Annotated in this window: 14 protein-coding genes; 2 read left to right on the forward strand and 12 right to left on the reverse strand. The window is 65.4% G+C overall.

Annotation, left to right across the window (positions count from 1 at the left end; genetic code table 11):
- The first annotated feature begins 1 nt into the window (after window position 1).
- Window positions 2–2092, forward strand: a complete 2091-nt coding sequence (locus A9K66_RS03275; protein WP_082953670.1) for a phosphatidylserine/phosphatidylglycerophosphate/cardiolipin synthase family protein — start codon at window positions 2–4, stop codon at window positions 2090–2092.
- Between the two features lies 1 nt (window position 2093).
- On the opposite strand, the gene A9K66_RS03280 is transcribed toward A9K66_RS03275, so the two are convergent.
- From A9K66_RS03280 to rsfS, 10 genes are all read right to left on the reverse strand, one after another.
- Window positions 2094–3353 (reverse strand): D-amino acid dehydrogenase, encoded by a 1260-nt coding sequence (locus tag A9K66_RS03280; RefSeq protein WP_067319536.1) that lies wholly within the window; start codon window positions 3351–3353, stop codon window positions 2094–2096.
- A gap of 20 nt (window positions 3354–3373) precedes the next feature.
- A complete protein-coding gene (locus A9K66_RS03285) occupies window positions 3374–3904 on the reverse strand; it encodes a hypothetical protein (RefSeq protein ID WP_067319539.1) in 531 nt (176 codons plus the stop codon).
- Complete coding sequence (gene rnk / locus A9K66_RS03290; RefSeq protein ID WP_067319541.1) at window positions 3901–4320, reverse strand: nucleoside diphosphate kinase regulator; 420 nt, start codon at window positions 4318–4320, stop codon at window positions 3901–3903. The genes A9K66_RS03285 and rnk overlap by 4 nt, the downstream gene beginning before the upstream one ends.
- Window positions 4321–4591: 271 nt before the next feature.
- Complete coding sequence (gene alr / locus A9K66_RS03295) at window positions 4592–5734, reverse strand: alanine racemase (RefSeq protein WP_067319543.1); 1143 nt, start codon at window positions 5732–5734, stop codon at window positions 4592–4594.
- A 200-nt stretch (window positions 5735–5934) separates the two neighbouring features.
- Entirely contained in the window at window positions 5935–6450 is a 516-nt protein-coding gene (locus A9K66_RS03300) for an RNA pyrophosphohydrolase (protein ID WP_067319545.1), read from the reverse strand.
- Window positions 6451–6501: 51 nt separating this feature from the next.
- Window positions 6502–7701, reverse strand: a complete 1200-nt coding sequence (locus A9K66_RS03305; protein WP_067319547.1) for a divergent polysaccharide deacetylase family protein — start codon at window positions 7699–7701, stop codon at window positions 6502–6504.
- A 212-nt stretch (window positions 7702–7913) separates the two neighbouring features.
- Window positions 7914–9245, reverse strand: a complete 1332-nt coding sequence (locus A9K66_RS03310; protein WP_067001610.1) for a S41 family peptidase — start codon at window positions 9243–9245, stop codon at window positions 7914–7916.
- A 1-nt stretch (window position 9246) separates the two neighbouring features.
- Window positions 9247–10581: a murein hydrolase activator EnvC gene (locus A9K66_RS03315; RefSeq protein ID WP_067319549.1), complete on the reverse strand. Its 1335-nt coding sequence runs from the start codon at window positions 10579–10581 to the stop codon at window positions 9247–9249.
- Between the two features lie 147 nt (window positions 10582–10728).
- Window positions 10729–11211, reverse strand: a complete 483-nt coding sequence (rlmH, locus tag A9K66_RS03320; RefSeq protein ID WP_067001603.1) for a 23S rRNA (pseudouridine(1915)-N(3))-methyltransferase RlmH — start codon at window positions 11209–11211, stop codon at window positions 10729–10731.
- A 61-nt stretch (window positions 11212–11272) separates the two neighbouring features.
- On the reverse strand, window positions 11273–11650 hold the full coding sequence (gene rsfS / locus A9K66_RS03325) for a ribosome silencing factor (protein WP_059189846.1): 378 nt from the start codon (window positions 11648–11650) through the stop codon (window positions 11273–11275).
- A gap of 241 nt (window positions 11651–11891) precedes the next feature.
- Here rsfS and A9K66_RS03330 point away from each other — a divergent pair, with 241 nt between their 5' ends.
- Complete coding sequence (locus tag A9K66_RS03330; protein ID WP_067319551.1) at window positions 11892–12743, forward strand: mechanosensitive ion channel domain-containing protein; 852 nt, start codon at window positions 11892–11894, stop codon at window positions 12741–12743.
- Window positions 12744–12748: 5 nt separating this feature from the next.
- On the opposite strand, the gene A9K66_RS03335 is transcribed toward A9K66_RS03330, so the two are convergent.
- On the reverse strand, window positions 12749–14026 hold the full coding sequence (locus tag A9K66_RS03335) for an MFS transporter (RefSeq protein WP_067319553.1): 1278 nt from the start codon (window positions 14024–14026) through the stop codon (window positions 12749–12751).
- Between the two features lie 81 nt (window positions 14027–14107).
- Entirely contained in the window at window positions 14108–14695 is a 588-nt protein-coding gene (locus A9K66_RS03340; RefSeq protein WP_067319708.1) for a nicotinate-nucleotide adenylyltransferase, read from the reverse strand.
- Between the last annotated feature and the right edge of the window lie 88 nt (window positions 14696–14783).

The raw sequence follows: 14783 nt of genomic DNA on the forward strand, positions 1-14783 counted from the left end.
CATGCCGGGCCGTTCCGCCTGCGCCTTCTTTCCGGGAGACGAAGCCTGCGCGCGTCCGCCCATCTCGGCGGATCGAAGCGGCGCCGAGATCGCCAGCGCCGGTTACTTCGCGGACAATGGCAGTGCCGCCTATGAAAAGCGATTCGAGGCGTTGCTGGCCCAAAGCCGAATCGATGCGCTCGACCGCACCAATGGTACCGGCCGCTTCGGCCGTGACTGGCGCGACGTCCACAATAATCGTTTCCAGGCAACTTATCCGGCGCTGCGACGGCTGGCGAAGCCGCTCGACAGCACGGAGCAGCCGCTGGCACCAGGCAAACCGGGCGAAGGCCATTTCACCGGTCGCTGGCGCATGTCGCGCCAGACGCTCTATCTCGACGCTGCCGCCAGGCCGTCCGCACCCAAGAGCTTCAGCTTCTCCGGCCTGCAGGCGCGCTCGGTCGAGATCGTGCTCCGCCAAGCCGGCCGGCAAACGGTCGTGATCGGCGGCAGCTGCGACGGATCGCTGGCGATGCGCGTCTCGGGCCGGTCGCGCACAATTGCCAAAGGTGCCCCGTTCCATCTCAGCCTGCCGGCGGCCGAGACATCTGCCAGCCTGTTTCCAAGCGAAGCGCTCACCCGCTGCGACCTCACCGTCAGCTCCAGCCTCGCGCCGTCCGGCGCGAAGCTGACCATCCTGCGCGAGGAGGCGGCCGACCCTTGGATCACGGCACTCGACAGCCGCTATGATCGTTGTCCGGTGCCAGATCCGGCCGGGCTCGAAGCGCTCGACCGCGCCTTTTATGCCGGCCGCTGGCTGTCGCAGACCTGCGCGCTGCCGCTCGGGTCGCCGACCCTGCTGCGCAAATCGCGCGACGGCTTCAATGCCAAGGTCGAGGCGCTGCTCGGTAAGACGCTGCCCGACAGCGCCTTCGACGAGGCCGATCCCGAACTGCCGCTCGATTTCTCCAACGCGCCGAGACTCAAGCTGATCTACCTGTCGTCGCTGGAGTTCAAGGCCGATTTCTCCGGCCGCATCATGGAGCGGCTGATCCGCCACCACGCGGCGGTCGGCACCACGGTACGCATCCTGGTCACCGACGTGCTGGAGCGCGACAAGGACGACGCCCTGCTGCATCGGCTGGCGGCGGAGTTTCCCAACGTCCAATTGCAGGAATATCGCTGGCAGGCCGATCACGGCGCGCCGATCGACGAGCAGCTCTCACAGCTGCACAAGACCCATCACATCAAGATGCTGGCGACCCTGGCCGAGGAACCCGGCTGCTCGCGCGTCATCATCGGCGGCCGCAACATCCATGACGGGTTCCTGTTTCATAGGCCGATCGACCTGTCGCGCTACCCTCAGCTGCAGCAATACGGCAAGACCGACGGCTTCTCGCTCAACTACTATTCCAACTGGAGCGACTTCGACATCGAGATCGCCGACCAGGCGACGGTCGAAACGCTGGCCGCGCATTTCTCGACCGTCTGGCTGCGCGATGCCGACACCAACCTGTCGCGGCCGTTTTCCATTCCGGTTCGTTCCGGTGGCCATCCGCAAGGCGTGGTGCGGCACTTCATTTCCGTGCCTTACGAGGACGGGCATGCACTGGAAAACTACTTCGTCGAACTGATCGACACCGCCGAGCACCGCATCGAGATCGTCAATCCCTATCTCAACCTGACGCCCAGTCTCGCGAGAGCGTTCGATCGGGCGCTGGCCCGCGGCGTCAGCATCGACGTCGTCGGCCGCATCGATCTCAAGGGCGACATAGGCGGCCGCTTCCTCACCGCGCTCAACAAGCTGTTCGTGGAGAAATATGGCGACCGCATCAATATCCGCGAATTCAAGGCGCCCGACGTGGTGCTGCATTCCAAGATCATGATGATCGATCAGCGCCTGGTGACGATCTCCTCGGTCAACCTGAACAATCGCAGCTTCGTCCACGACTCGGAAAACGGCATGATGGTGCTCGATCCGGCCTTCTACCGCCGCATGAAGTCGGTCTATGACGACTATCTCGCCCATTCGCAGCCGATCGCCACCAATGTCACGATCGGCTGGGCTTACCGGCTGCTATTCAGCAATGGGTGGGTGAAACAGGCCTTCTAAATCAAGCCTTGATGTAGCGGTCCGGGCTAAGGTCGAGCGCGTTGATCTCCGGCACCCGGTTGGAAATGATATCGGCAAGCACTTTCGCCGAGCCGCAGGCCATGGTCCAGCCCAGCGTGCCGTGGCCGGTGTTGAGATAGAGGTTGGACAATTCGCTGCGCCCGACCAACGGCGGCCCGTCCGGCGTCATCGGCCGCAAGCCGCACCAGAAACTCGCCGCCTTGAGATCGCCGCCCGCCGGAAACAGGTCGCCGACGGAGTGCTCGAGCGTGCGGCGGCGCGATTCATGCAGACGAAGGTCGAAGCCCGAAATCTCCGCGGTGCCGCCGACGCGGATGCGGTCGCCGAGCCTGGTGATAGCCACCTTGTAAGTCTCGTCCATGATGGTCGACACCGGCGCCGCCGCCGCGTCCGTTATCGGCAGCGTGATGGAATAGCCCTTGACCGGATAGACGGGGATCGGCCGTTTCATCTTGCGCATGAAGGGAGCCGAATAGCTGCCAAGCGCCATCACATAAGCCTCCGCCGTTCGCCAGCCCTTGTCGGTGCCGACCTGGACGACGCGGTTTCGGTTCCTGACGACGCGCCGGATGCTCGTGCCGTATTCGAAGGCGACGCCGCGCGCCACGCAAAGCTCGGCCAGCTGGTCGGTGAACATCTTGCAGTCGCCGGTCTCGTCGCCGGGCAGCCTCAGCCCGCCGACGAATTTTTCCCGCACGCCGGCCAGCGCCGGCTCGGCCGCGATGCAGCCGTCCCGGTCGAGGAGCTCGTAGGGAACGCCGTATTTTTTCAGCACCTCGACATCGCCGCCGGTGCCGTCGAGCTGCTTCTGCCTGCGGAAGAGCTGCAGCGTGCCCTTGGCTCGCTCGTCATAGCTGATGCCGATCGTAGCGCGAAGCGCCTTCAGCGTGTCGCGGCTGTACTCGGCCAAGGGCACCATGCGCGACTTGTTCAGCGCATAGCGCTCGGCCGTGCAGTTGCGCAGCATCTTCAAGAGCCATGTCCACATATGCGGATCGAAGGCCGGCCGCACCACCAGCGGTCCGTATTTCATCAACAGCCATTTGACGGCTTTCACGGGAATGCCGGGCCCTGCCCATGGCGAGGCATAGCCCGGCGACACTTCGCCGGCATTGGCGAAGCTGGTCTCCAGCGCCGGGCCCTGCTGCCGGTCGATCACCGTGACTTCGTGGCCGGCCTCGGCAAGGAAGTAGGCGGTGGTGATCCCGATCACACCGCCGCCCAGCACCAGGACTTTCATTCTATGCTCCCTCAAACCGATCATGCCGCCGAAGGGCCGGGATCGTCGCCTTCTGTCTGCCGGATTTTGCCGCACCCGCCAAGGGGCCAACGATCGCCTGCGGCGCTGTACACCAGCCTGGGGCCACGGGGTCGCTGTCCGGCAGTCCGAGTCGCCTGATGCTTGGCCTCCGGCTGGTAGGCCACATCCTCGAGAAGGATGCGCTCGCGGCTGCCGTCGGGGCGCTCGGCCACTACCGACTGGCCCGCCCTCATGCCGAGCAGGCAGAGGCCGCGCCAGGTGCCGAGCGGCAGGCCGAATCCGACAGGAGCGGAGGCGTCGCCCAGCATCAACGTCCTCGTCTCCGGGGCTCCGTCGTTGATCCGGAAGACTACCCGGCTGTTCAGCGTGGCGATGTCGGGCTCGACCATGCCGGCCGGGATGATGTTGCTCTCGGCGAGCTTGCGTTCGAGCATCGGCACGATCGCGTCGGCAAAGGCGCGCCGGCGCATCAGCATCGCTTCGAGAACCGCGAGATCCTTCGTCGTGAGACGATAGATGGTCCTGGTCATGGCGCTCTCCGCGACGCGGATTGCTCGACCGCGTGGATGGTCGCCGAAAGCACCCGGCCGTCGCGGCTTCGCCAGGAGACTGTGCGGCCGGCACGCGCGCCGATCAGCGCGGTTCCGAGCGGCGTCAGCACCGAGATGCGTTTTTCGGCGATGTCGGCCTCGGCGGGATAGACTAGCGTGACGCGCTGAATGCTTCCTTCCCCGTCGTGAAGCGTCACCGTCGTGCCCATCCGCACGACATCGGCTGGCATCGCCGCTTCGGCGGCGATCCGCGCGCGGTCCATCTCGGCGAGCAGGTCCTCGGCCATCTCGGGCGTCCGCTCGAGAAAGGCTCTGGCAAGGCCGCTGAGCCGGTCGTGGTCCGCGTCGCTGACGAGGATCGTGTTTCGGGAACGCGATTGGGTTGTGGCATTCATGGCAAACCTCCTGGATTTGCACGTCGACGAACCGACGCGCACTGCAGCCCGCTCAAAGGCGGCGACGAAGAGCCGACAGCCGCGAAAGGCTGGCTGGCTCGATGACGATGTCAGGAATTCAAATGCCCCGGCTCGGCGGTCGCCAACACGACCGCGCCGGGGCTACGCTCCCGCGATGGGGCAAACCCTGAAAAAGGTTCTGCTATGGGCGAGGTTGCTCATGCCTCGACCCTTGCCGAGATGCATCGGCTTGTCAAGCAAGCCGCCCCTTTCACCCGCCGATGTAGCGGCGGTGAAAGCGCGCACCCAAGCTGGCCAGCACCTCGTAGCCGATGGTTCCGGCATGTGCGGCCGCGTCGTCGAGGCTTTGCGACGGCCCGATGAGCTCGACGAGGTCGCCCTCGCCCAGTTGATCGACCGGAAGCGCTGAAATGTCGAGGACAATGGAATCCATCGATACCCGCCCGACGAAAGGCAGCCGCACGCCCTCAAACCAGGCGGCCGACGCCGCGCGCCGGTGCCAGCCATCGGCATAGCCGAGCGAGATTGTCGCCAGCCTGAGCGGTCCGCGCGCATGATGGGTGTGGCCGTAGCCGACGCCGGCGCCGTCTTCGACGTTGCGCGTCTGAGCCACCTTCGCCTGCAGCCGGACCACCGGCATCATCGGGTTCGCCTCGCCCGGCGTTGGGTTGATGCCGTAGAGCGCCGCGCCCGGCCGCGCGAGGTCGTGGTGGTAGGCCGATCCGAGAAAGATGCCGGACGAATTGGCAAGCGAGGCCGGCGCCTTGGGCAGCATCCCGCGCAGCCGCTCAAACGCGAGCCGCTGCGCTTCGTTGGCAGGATTGCGCGGCTCGTCGGCGCAGGCGAGATGGCTCATCACCAGGCGGATGTCGATGCCGCCGAAAGCATCCGCCGCGAGCGCCTCGACGTCAGCCGTCGGCATACCGAGCCGTGACATGCCGCTGTCGACCTGAACAGCGGCCGGCAGCTTTCGGCCGGCGGCAAGCGCCGCTTCACGCCACGCCCTCAACTGAGCGGTGCTGTTGATGACAGGATGAAGCCCAGTCGCGATCGCTTCCGGCTCGGAGCCCGGCGGCAGGCCGTTGAGCACAAAGATCTCATGTCCGGGTCCAAGCGCCTTGCGCAGCGCGATGCCCTCGCCGAGCAGCGCGACGAAGAAGATCTCGCAGCCTTCCTTCATCAGCGCCGATGCCACGCGCGCTGCGCCGAGGCCATAGCCGTCGGCCTTGAGCACGCCGGCGCAGCGCACGCCCGCCAGCCGCGCCTTCAGCCGCCGGTAGTTCTCGCGGATGGCGCCAAGATCGATGGTCAGGATCGCGCCGGCTGCGGTTTCGCTGGGCATGAAGCCGCTGGTGGCGGTCGTTTGCGGCAAAGACGTTTTGGTGCCGGTCATCGGGGCAATTGCGTCAGACAAAGACGGGTCACACTTGTTGCGGAGCTGCTTGCTTCTCGACGCCGGCGAAGTGCGCTTGTCGCGCGTCGTTCATGTTTGCCTCTTTGCCTGCGGCGCATCTGCATCAACAAAGCATGATCTCGACTACGGTGCCAACCTCTTCGCTAACCGAACTTAGTTGGAAGCGCGCCTGCCATCGCCTAGCGAGCAAGATGCTGGAACGCGGCCACCACCTGCTCGTAGACCTTGCGCTTGAACGGCACGATCAGGTCGGGCAGCTCCCGCATCGGCCGCCATGCCCATTGGTCGAATTCGGCCTTGTGGCCGCCCGGCGGCGGATTGATCTCAATCTCGCTCTCGTCGCCCTCGAAGCGGTAGGCGAACCATTTCTGCGTTTGGCCGCGATAGCGGCCCTTGAAGGCGACGCCGACCAGATGCGGCGGCAGGTCGTAATTGATCCAGTGCGGCGCTTCGGCAAGCAGCGACACGCTGCGCATACCGGTCTCCTCGTAAAGCTCCCGCTCCGCCGCCGGGAGCGGCTCCTCGCCCTCGTCGATGCCGCCCTGCGGCATCTGCCAGAGTTTCGTGGTGCCGGAGAATTCGCTGTCCGGCTCGGCGATGCGATGCCCGACCCAGACCAGCCCGGCCGGGTTGAGGATCATCAGCCCGACGCAAGGGCGATAGGGCAGCGTTTCGGGATCGATCTTCTTGGCCATCGTTCAGATTTCCAGCCGTTTTGGAGATGCATTCAGGCGAAAGGGTCGGCGTCAGCCTTTTTGCGGATCGATCGCCACCGCCGAAATCGGCACGATCTCGATGCCGCGCTTCTTTGCTTCTGCCACCCAGGACGCAACCGTGTCGACGGTGATATCGAAGGCCGAGCCGATGCCGACGGCGCTGCCCTTGGCGCGTGCCGTCGCCTCGAGGCTGTCCAGCTTCTTGAGGATTTCGCCGCGGTCCTGCACCGCGTCGATCGCCATGTCGCCGGCGACGAACGGGACGCCATCCTTCAGCGCGAGGTCGGGCGCCAGGCTCCGCGCGGAGGAGCCGTCGTCGACATAGGCGAGCCCGCGCTTGCCGAGCTCAGCCATGAACGGGCCCATCGCGTTTGCATCAGCCGAGAAACGCGCGCCCATATAGTTCATGACCCCGGTATAGTTGGTCGTCCTCGACAGCGCCCAGTGCAGGCTCTTCAGGTTCTCGTCCGGACTCGCATCGACCGTCAGCGTGTTGCGTCCCGGATTGACGCTGGGATAGTCGAACGGCTCGAGCGGTATCTGCATGACGATCTCATGTCCGCTCTGGCGCGCCGCCTTCATCCAGCGGTCGATGCTGTTGCCCTGCGGCGCGAAAGCCAGCGTCACCTCGGCGGGCAATTTGGCGATCGCGGCCTGCGTGCCGGTCTGGGAGACGGCGAGCCCGCCGATGACGATCGCCACGCGCGCGCCGCGCGCGCCGGACCAGGGCCGCGCATAGACGTCGAACGGTCGCCGGCCATCGGCGGAGCGCACCGGCAGCGGGCCGCTGTCGCTCGCCTCGATCAGCGCCCTGTCGGGAATATGCGCGACCTTGAGATTCTGGCTGAGTGTGGAAGGATCGCGGATGACGATACCGGCCTTCGGCGGACCATCGCCCTCTTCAGACTGGAGATGGATGATTTGCGGGCCATCGCTCTTCATCGGCGTGCTCGCATTGGGCTTCGCCGCCGCCACCTCGGCCGGTGCCGGCGTCGGCGCCGGTGCCGGCGCGGGAGCCGGCGCCACGATTACCTTCGGCGTCGAAACGGCCGTCTCTTGCGGTTTGCGGAAAGGTTTTTCACGCAACGCGATCGCACCGGAAATACCCACTACAGTGAGGACGGCGACCGCCGCGCCAAGCGTGCCGGCGCCGAAGGTGCGCGAGGCAGGGCGCTCTGGCCGGAGCGTCTGTCCGAGCGGGCGTTCGATGTCCTTGCCGATGTCAGCCAAGCCGCATCCCCAGGCCCGTGACGCGGCTGATCGGATCAGCGCAGCTGATCGAATCGTCAGCGCTCACGCGCAAATTCAAAACCTTAGGCGACGCAGCGCCCGTTGCCGAACCACCCTGTCCCCGAATCAAACTGCCGGAACCTCGCGGTCCCGGCAGCATTGCATCGCTTCGGTCGGCCGGCCAGAGTGATCTGCCCCGGCCCTCCCCGTCTTTACTGGTTCAGCACAGCCTTGTCCGGGTTCGGCGGGAAGGCCGGATCGGTCTTTTGGCCGCGCAGCAGCTGTTCGGCATAGATCAGCTGCAGGTCGTCCTTCGGCTCCGGCGGCACATAGGCGGCCGAGCCCGAGCCGGTCGAGCTCTCGTCGGCCCCCTTGATGTGGCCCTTGAGGTCCGATTCGCCGCGGGTCAGGTCCCTGCCCTGCAGGTCCGGCGGCAGCGGCTGCTCGACCTTGATGTCGGGCGTGATGCCCTTGCCCTGGATCGACTTGCCCGACGGCGTGTAATAGAGCGCGGTGGTGAGCCTGAGCGCGCCGTTCTCGCCGAGCGGGATGATGGTCTGCACCGAACCCTTGCCGAACGACTGCGTGCCGACGACGGTGGCGCGGCGCAGATCCTGCAGCGCGCCGGCGACGATCTCGGACGCGCTTGCCGAGCCGCCATTGACCAGCACGATCAGCGGCTTGCCGCCGATGTCGTCGTTCTGCTTCGGCTTGGCGTCGAAGCGGGTAACGTCCTTCGGATCGCGGCCGCGGGTCGAGACGATCTCGCCGCGCTTCAGGAAGGCGTCCGACACGCTCACCGCCTGGTCGAGCAGGCCGCCCGGATTGAGGCGCAGGTCGAGTACATAGCCCTTCAGCTTGTCGTTGGGCACCTGCTTCTTGATGTTCTCGATGGCGTTCTCGAGATCGTCATAGGTCTTCTCGGTGAAGGAGGTGATCTTCATGTAGCCGATGTCGTTCTCGACCCGGTATTTCACCGCCTTGACCTTGATGATGTCGCGCACGACCGTCAACTCGATCGGCTTGTCGGCGCCCTGGCGCAGGATGGTGAGCTTGATCGGCGTGTTGACCGGGCCGCGCATCTTCTCGACCGCGTCATTGAGGGTGAGGCCGCGCACCTCCTCGCCGTCGATCTTGGCGATATAGTCGCCGGCAAGCACGCCCGCCTTTGCGGCCGGCGTGTCGTCGATCGGCGTGATCACCTTGACCAGGTCGTTCTCCATCGTGACCTCGATGCCGAGGCCGCCGAACTCGCCCTTGGTCTGCACGCGCATATCCTGCGCCTGCTCGGCATTCATGTAGGACGAATGCGGGTCGAGCGAAGCGAGCATGCCGTTGATGGCGTTCTCAACCAGCGACTTGTCGTCCGGGGGCGTCACATATTGCGCGCGCACGCGCTCGAAGATGTCGCCGAAGATCGCCAGCTGCTTGTAGGTCTCGGAACCCGCAGCATTCGCCGCCGAGCCAGGTGCGCCGTAGACCAGGCTCATTGCCGATGCGCCCATCAGCGCGCCGGCAAACAGAAGCGACAATTTCCGCATCATTTCACGTCCTTCCAGAAAATCGGTCCGCCCACCAGGGGTTCGGATCGACGGGTTTTCCATCCTTGCGGAACTCAACATAGAGTTCCGGCGTCGCATTTCCATTCTGCGAGGCCGAGGTGCTTGCCACCCGGGCCTCTCCCATCGCGCCGATCGGCTCTCCTGCGAGCACCGACTGTCCGGTCGCGACGCTGATTCTGCTCATCCCCGCCAGGACGACATGATACCCATCGCCCGCATTGAGGATCAAGAGTTGACCATAGGAGCGAAACGGCCCCGCATAAAGAACGTTTCCATCCGCCGGCGCGGTGACGATGGCCCCCGATTGTGTCGCAACCATGTCTCCCTGCATCATTGCGCCATTGCCGTCGTCGGTGCCGAAGCGCCGTTTGATCTTGCCGATGACCGGCAGCGCGATCTGGCCCTGGAGCGCCGCGAACGGGGCGGAAGCGGTTAAACGATTGCCCTCCGGCACCGGCGGCGCGGCGGGTTCCGCCGTCGATGCGGTCGTGTCGGCGTCCGCCGATTTCCGATCGGCCGCCTTGGCCTGGTCGGCCGCCTTGCGCGCCTTGTCGGCCTCGAGCGAGGCGATGAGGTCCTTGAGGCTGCTGGCCTTGTCCGCCAGCTGCTGCGAGCGCTGCCGCTCTGCTGCCAGGGCCGCTTCGGTATCGGCCTGCAGCTTCTGCTTGGCCGCGAGCAGCATGGTCAGTCGTTTCTTTTCCGCCGTCTGCTCGGTGACGGCAGCGGTAAGCCGCCCGCGTTCGGCCTCGATGGAGGCCGTCACCCGGGTCTGTTCCTTGAGATCGGCGAGCAGCCTGTCGGTCTGCTGGCGCAATTCCGGCACCACGGCGCCGAGCAGGATGGCACTGCGCACCGACGACAACGCGTCCTCCGGCTTGACCAGGATCGCCGGTGGCGGATTGAGCCCCATGCGCTGCAGCGCGCCGAGCACCTCGGCAAGTACGTCGCGCCGCGCCACCAGCGAAGCGTGCAGCTTCTCTTGCTCGGCCTTCAGTCCTTCCAATTTGGCGCCGATGTCCTCGATGTCCTGGCCGAGCTTCTGCTCGGTCATCGCCGACTGGATCAGCGCCGCACTGATCGAGGCATGGTCTTTCTTGACCGTCGCGACGTCGGCGGCAAGCTTGGCCAGCCGCTCGGAGGACAAGGAGATTTCCTTGGAGATCTGCTCGTATTCGACCCGGCTCTTGTCGGGGTCCGGTGCGACATCGAGCGAATTTTCCGCGGCCATAGCCGGCCCGAGCGCGATCAGCGCGGCGACAAGTGTCAAGCCGCAGCGGCTGCGCCAGGCGCGCGTTCTCGAATTCCAGCCCTCAGACATCAGGCCTCGACTCTATCCGCCGCTTCGTTAACGAACCATCAACCATGTTGGAGCACCCGCAACAACCGTGATGTCGGTTCATTGAGGCGGAAATCGGTGCAAGCGGACGTGATCCCCAGCTTTCGGGGTCACAGCGCGAACGATGACTCACGAGCGGTGATAGGGATGCCCGGCAAGGATGGTGGCGATGCGATAGAGCTGTTCGCCCAGCATGACGCGCACCAGCTGATGCGGCCAGGTCAGCGCTCCGAACGACAACACCAGATCGGCCTCTTCGCGCAAGGATTTGTGATGGCCGTCCGCGCCGCCGATCGCGATGACCAGCGCCTTGCGGCCGCTGTCGCGCAACTGGCCGATGCGGGCCGCCAGGTCCTCCGAGGACAGCGCCTTGCCGCGTTCGTCGAGCAGGAACAGCACGTTGCCTTGCTGCAGCTGACCCTGCAGCTTCTGGCCCTCCTCGCGGCGACGTTCGTCGGCGCTCTGGCCGCGGCTCTCGGATGTCTCGACAATGCCGGCAAATTCCAGCCCGACCGCGGGCCCGCTCTTGGCGAAGCGCTCGAAATAGCGGTCGGCGAGCTCTCTCTCGGGGCCGGTCTTCATCCGGCCCACGGCATGAACGGTGATCTTCATCCTCGCCTCGGCGAGCTCTCGATCGGCGCCGGACCGGAACGGTCACGGCCCGCGATACGGCTCAGTGCAAGGTCTCTTCCTCGAGATCCGGCGCCTGCCACATCTTTTCGAGATTGTAGAATTCGCGGACTTCGGGACGGAAGACATGGACGATGATGTCGCCGGAATCGATCAGGACCCAGTCGGCGCTGGCCAGCCCTTCGACGCGCGCCATGCCGAGACCGGCATCCTTGAGCGCCTTGAGGAGATGGTCGGCGACCGCCGAGACATGGCGGTGCGATCGGCCCGATGCGACGACCATATAGTCGCCGAGGCTCGATTTACCCTGGATGTCGATTGAGACGATGTTTTCGGCCTTGGAGTCTTCCAGACTGGCAAGGACTGTCTTGATGGCGAGGGAGGCAGCATCGCTTCCGCTGATCCCGGCCGGCGAAGGCACGATATCGGCCTTCTTCCGCAGTGCTGTTCTCAGTGTGTTTCCTTTCCCAATAAGAACAACCAAATCACCCGGCAAATCAGGTGACCCTGCTTAGATAGGCAGAGTTCCATTGCAGTTTCAAGACGGGCGCGCTCTCAGGGCGGCCTCGGCAGGCCGGACAGGCCCTCGGAAGGCTGAAAAGAGCGGAACCCCTGCGCGCCGCATGGGTTATCGGCACACCGGACAAAGGGGATTCCCAACCATGCCAATCGACCCGCAGAGCGCCCTCATCACGATTCAGGCCGGGCTTGCGCAGCTAAGCTCGCTGATAGTCTCCTATTCCTTCTCGGCAATCGGTGCTGTGATCCTCCTGGTTGTCGGCTACCTCGTTGCCGGCCTTGCCGAGCGATCGATCTATGCCGGGCTCGGTCATATTCACGGCTTTGACGAGACGCTGCGCCACTTCTTCTCCCAGGTCGTCCGCTACGGCATCCTGATCCTTGTCGTTATCATGGTGCTCGGCCAGTTTGGCGTGCAGACGGCTTCGATCATCGCCGCGATCGGCGCTGCCGGTCTGGCGATCGGCCTTGCACTGCAAGGTACGCTGCAGAACATCGCCGCCGGCATCATGCTGCTTGCGCTGAGGCCCTTCCGCATCGGCGAATATGTGGAGGTCGGTGCGATCGCCGGCTCGATCGAGGAGATCGGCCTGTTCGCGACCAAGCTGCGCACTGTCGAAGGCATCTACATCCTGGCGCCCAACCAGACGCTGTGGAACCAGCCGGTGCGCAATTTCACCCGCAACGGCGTCAGGCGCACCGATATCAGCTTGAGCATCGGTTCATGGAACGACATCGACCGCGGGCAGAAGACTCTGCTTGCCATCGCCAATGCCGAGAAGCGCGTGCGGCGCGAGCCGGCGCCGATCGCCTTCATCGCAGGGCTTGGCGAGAGCACGGTTTCACTGACCCTGCGCTACTGGACTTCCGCGGCCGACTATTTCGCCACCCAGATCGACATGACCAAACGCGCCAAGCTGGCCTTCGACAACGAGGGCATTTCGATCCCCCTGCCGCCGCCCGAGATACCGTCCCAGGAAGTCCGCAAACAATAATCTCGTCAGTCCTTGGCCGGCTTTGTCGGCTCCTCCGACGCGAAGGCGAGCTCCACCGGCAGGGGCGTCTGCGCCGACATCGGCGCGAAGCTGCCGGTTGCGGCAGCAGGCATCGGTCGCGCCGCAAACACCCGCCACAGCACGAACAGGCAGAACGCGGAAGCGATGGCGATGCCGACATAGATGAAGGTCTCGGTGCCGAAGACGGCGGAAAGCGCCGTCACGATGCCGGGTACGATGAAGCCGGACAGCGACCAGGCAAAGAGCAGCGAACTCGACAGCGCCAGCAGCTCTTCCTTCCTGGCGCGATCGGCGGCGTGGGCGCTGGACAGCGAATAGATCGATTCCGATGCACCGTCCCAGATGAGATAGATCGCCACCAGGGCCATCAGCGCGCCGCCGTCGAAGGCGATGGCGAGCAGGCTCGCCACCACCGCCAGCGCCGCCGTGCCCGCCAGCACATAGCGGCGATCGGTACGGTCGGAGAGCCAGCCGAGCGGTATCTGCAGGATCAGCGTGCCGACCGGCATCGCCGACAAGAGCAGCGCCACCTCTGCCTGGCTGTAACCCTTGGCGGTGGCGTGGATCGGCGCAAAACCGGAAATGATCATCGACAGGCCGCCCACCGCCAGCATGCCGACGACGCCGACTGGCGAGATCCTCCACGCTTGGCCGAGCGCCACCGAAGCGGCCTGCGGCGCGGGCGGCTGGGCAAGCCGCGTCATGCCCACCGGCAGGATGGACAACGCGGTGAAGGCGATGCCGATCAGCGGCGCCGCCGCCGTCTGGATGTCGATCGCGGCGAGCGTCGCATAACCGACGCCCAATCCGGCGATATAGGCGACGTAGAACACCGCCATCACCCGGCCGCGTATGGCGTTCGGCAAGGCGTCGTTGAGCCAGCTCTGCGCGACGATGAAGAGGCCGCATATGGCGAAGCCGTAGAGCGCCCGCGCCGCGATCCACAGCAGCGGCATCGGTCCGGCGCCGATCGCCACGTTGGAGAGCGCGATCAGCGCCGAAAGCACCATGAACGCGCGGGCATGGCCGACCCGGCGCACCAAGGGTCCGGTCAGGATGCAGCCGGCGAGCCCGCCGGCCGAAAGGCCGGTGACGATCAGTCCGGCCCAGGTCGGATCGAAACCATCGGCGCCGAGCCGCACCGGAATGAAGGCGAACATCAGCCCGTTGCCGATCGCGATTAGCGCCATCGACACGATGACGCCGGCAATGGCAATCAGCGGCGCCGATTGTCCGGGATCGGTTTGGGTCTGCGTCAGCATGCCCTCGCAGCTTGGCTGATCGGAATGCGAAAGGCCGCCGTAAAAGCGACATCGCTCGGCCCCTTGTGGAAGAAGGGCGCCTCAGCCCTTCGCCGCCTTGCGGATCGCGGTGGAGGAAAGCGACGAGCGCGGGCCATGGATGAAGGTCCAGGCCGGCGCCCGCATGCGGGCGAGCAGCGGGGCGTCGCCTTCGTCGACGCGGGCATAGTCGAAGGTCTTGGCGACGACCGAGGACAGGAAGGAGAGCGTGGCGCCCGGTCGGTCGATGACGGCGATCGGGAAGGTCAGCACGATCTCGCGCCAGCGCTGCCAGCGATGGAAGTCGCGTAAGGAATCCGCACCCATGATCCAGACGAAGTCGACGCCCGGATTGCGCGCCTTGACCAGCGCCAGCGTGTCCGCGGTGTAGCGGACATGCTGCGCCGCCTCGAAGGCAGTAACCTTGATCTTCGGATTCCTGGCGATCCTTTCGGACAGCGCGACGCGCTCGGCGAGCGGCGCCAGCTCGCGCGCGCTTTTCAGCGGATTGCCGGGCGTCACGATCCACCAGAGCTGGTCGAGGGCCAGCCTTCTCAGCGCAATCTCGGCGACCAGCGCGTGACCGGCATGCGGCGGGTTGAACGAGCCGCCGAACAGGCCGACGGCCAGCCCTTTGCCAGCGTGGGGCATGTGGAGATAGGGCGCTGGGACGGGCTGCTCGGGCTGGGAAAGCATGACGCTAGGCACCCCCCTCTGCCCTGCCGGGCATCCTCCCCGC

The organism is Mesorhizobium sp. AA23 (genome assembly GCF_001672435.1).
In the GTDB taxonomy this organism is placed as follows: Bacteria; Pseudomonadota; Alphaproteobacteria; order Rhizobiales; family Rhizobiaceae; genus Mesorhizobium.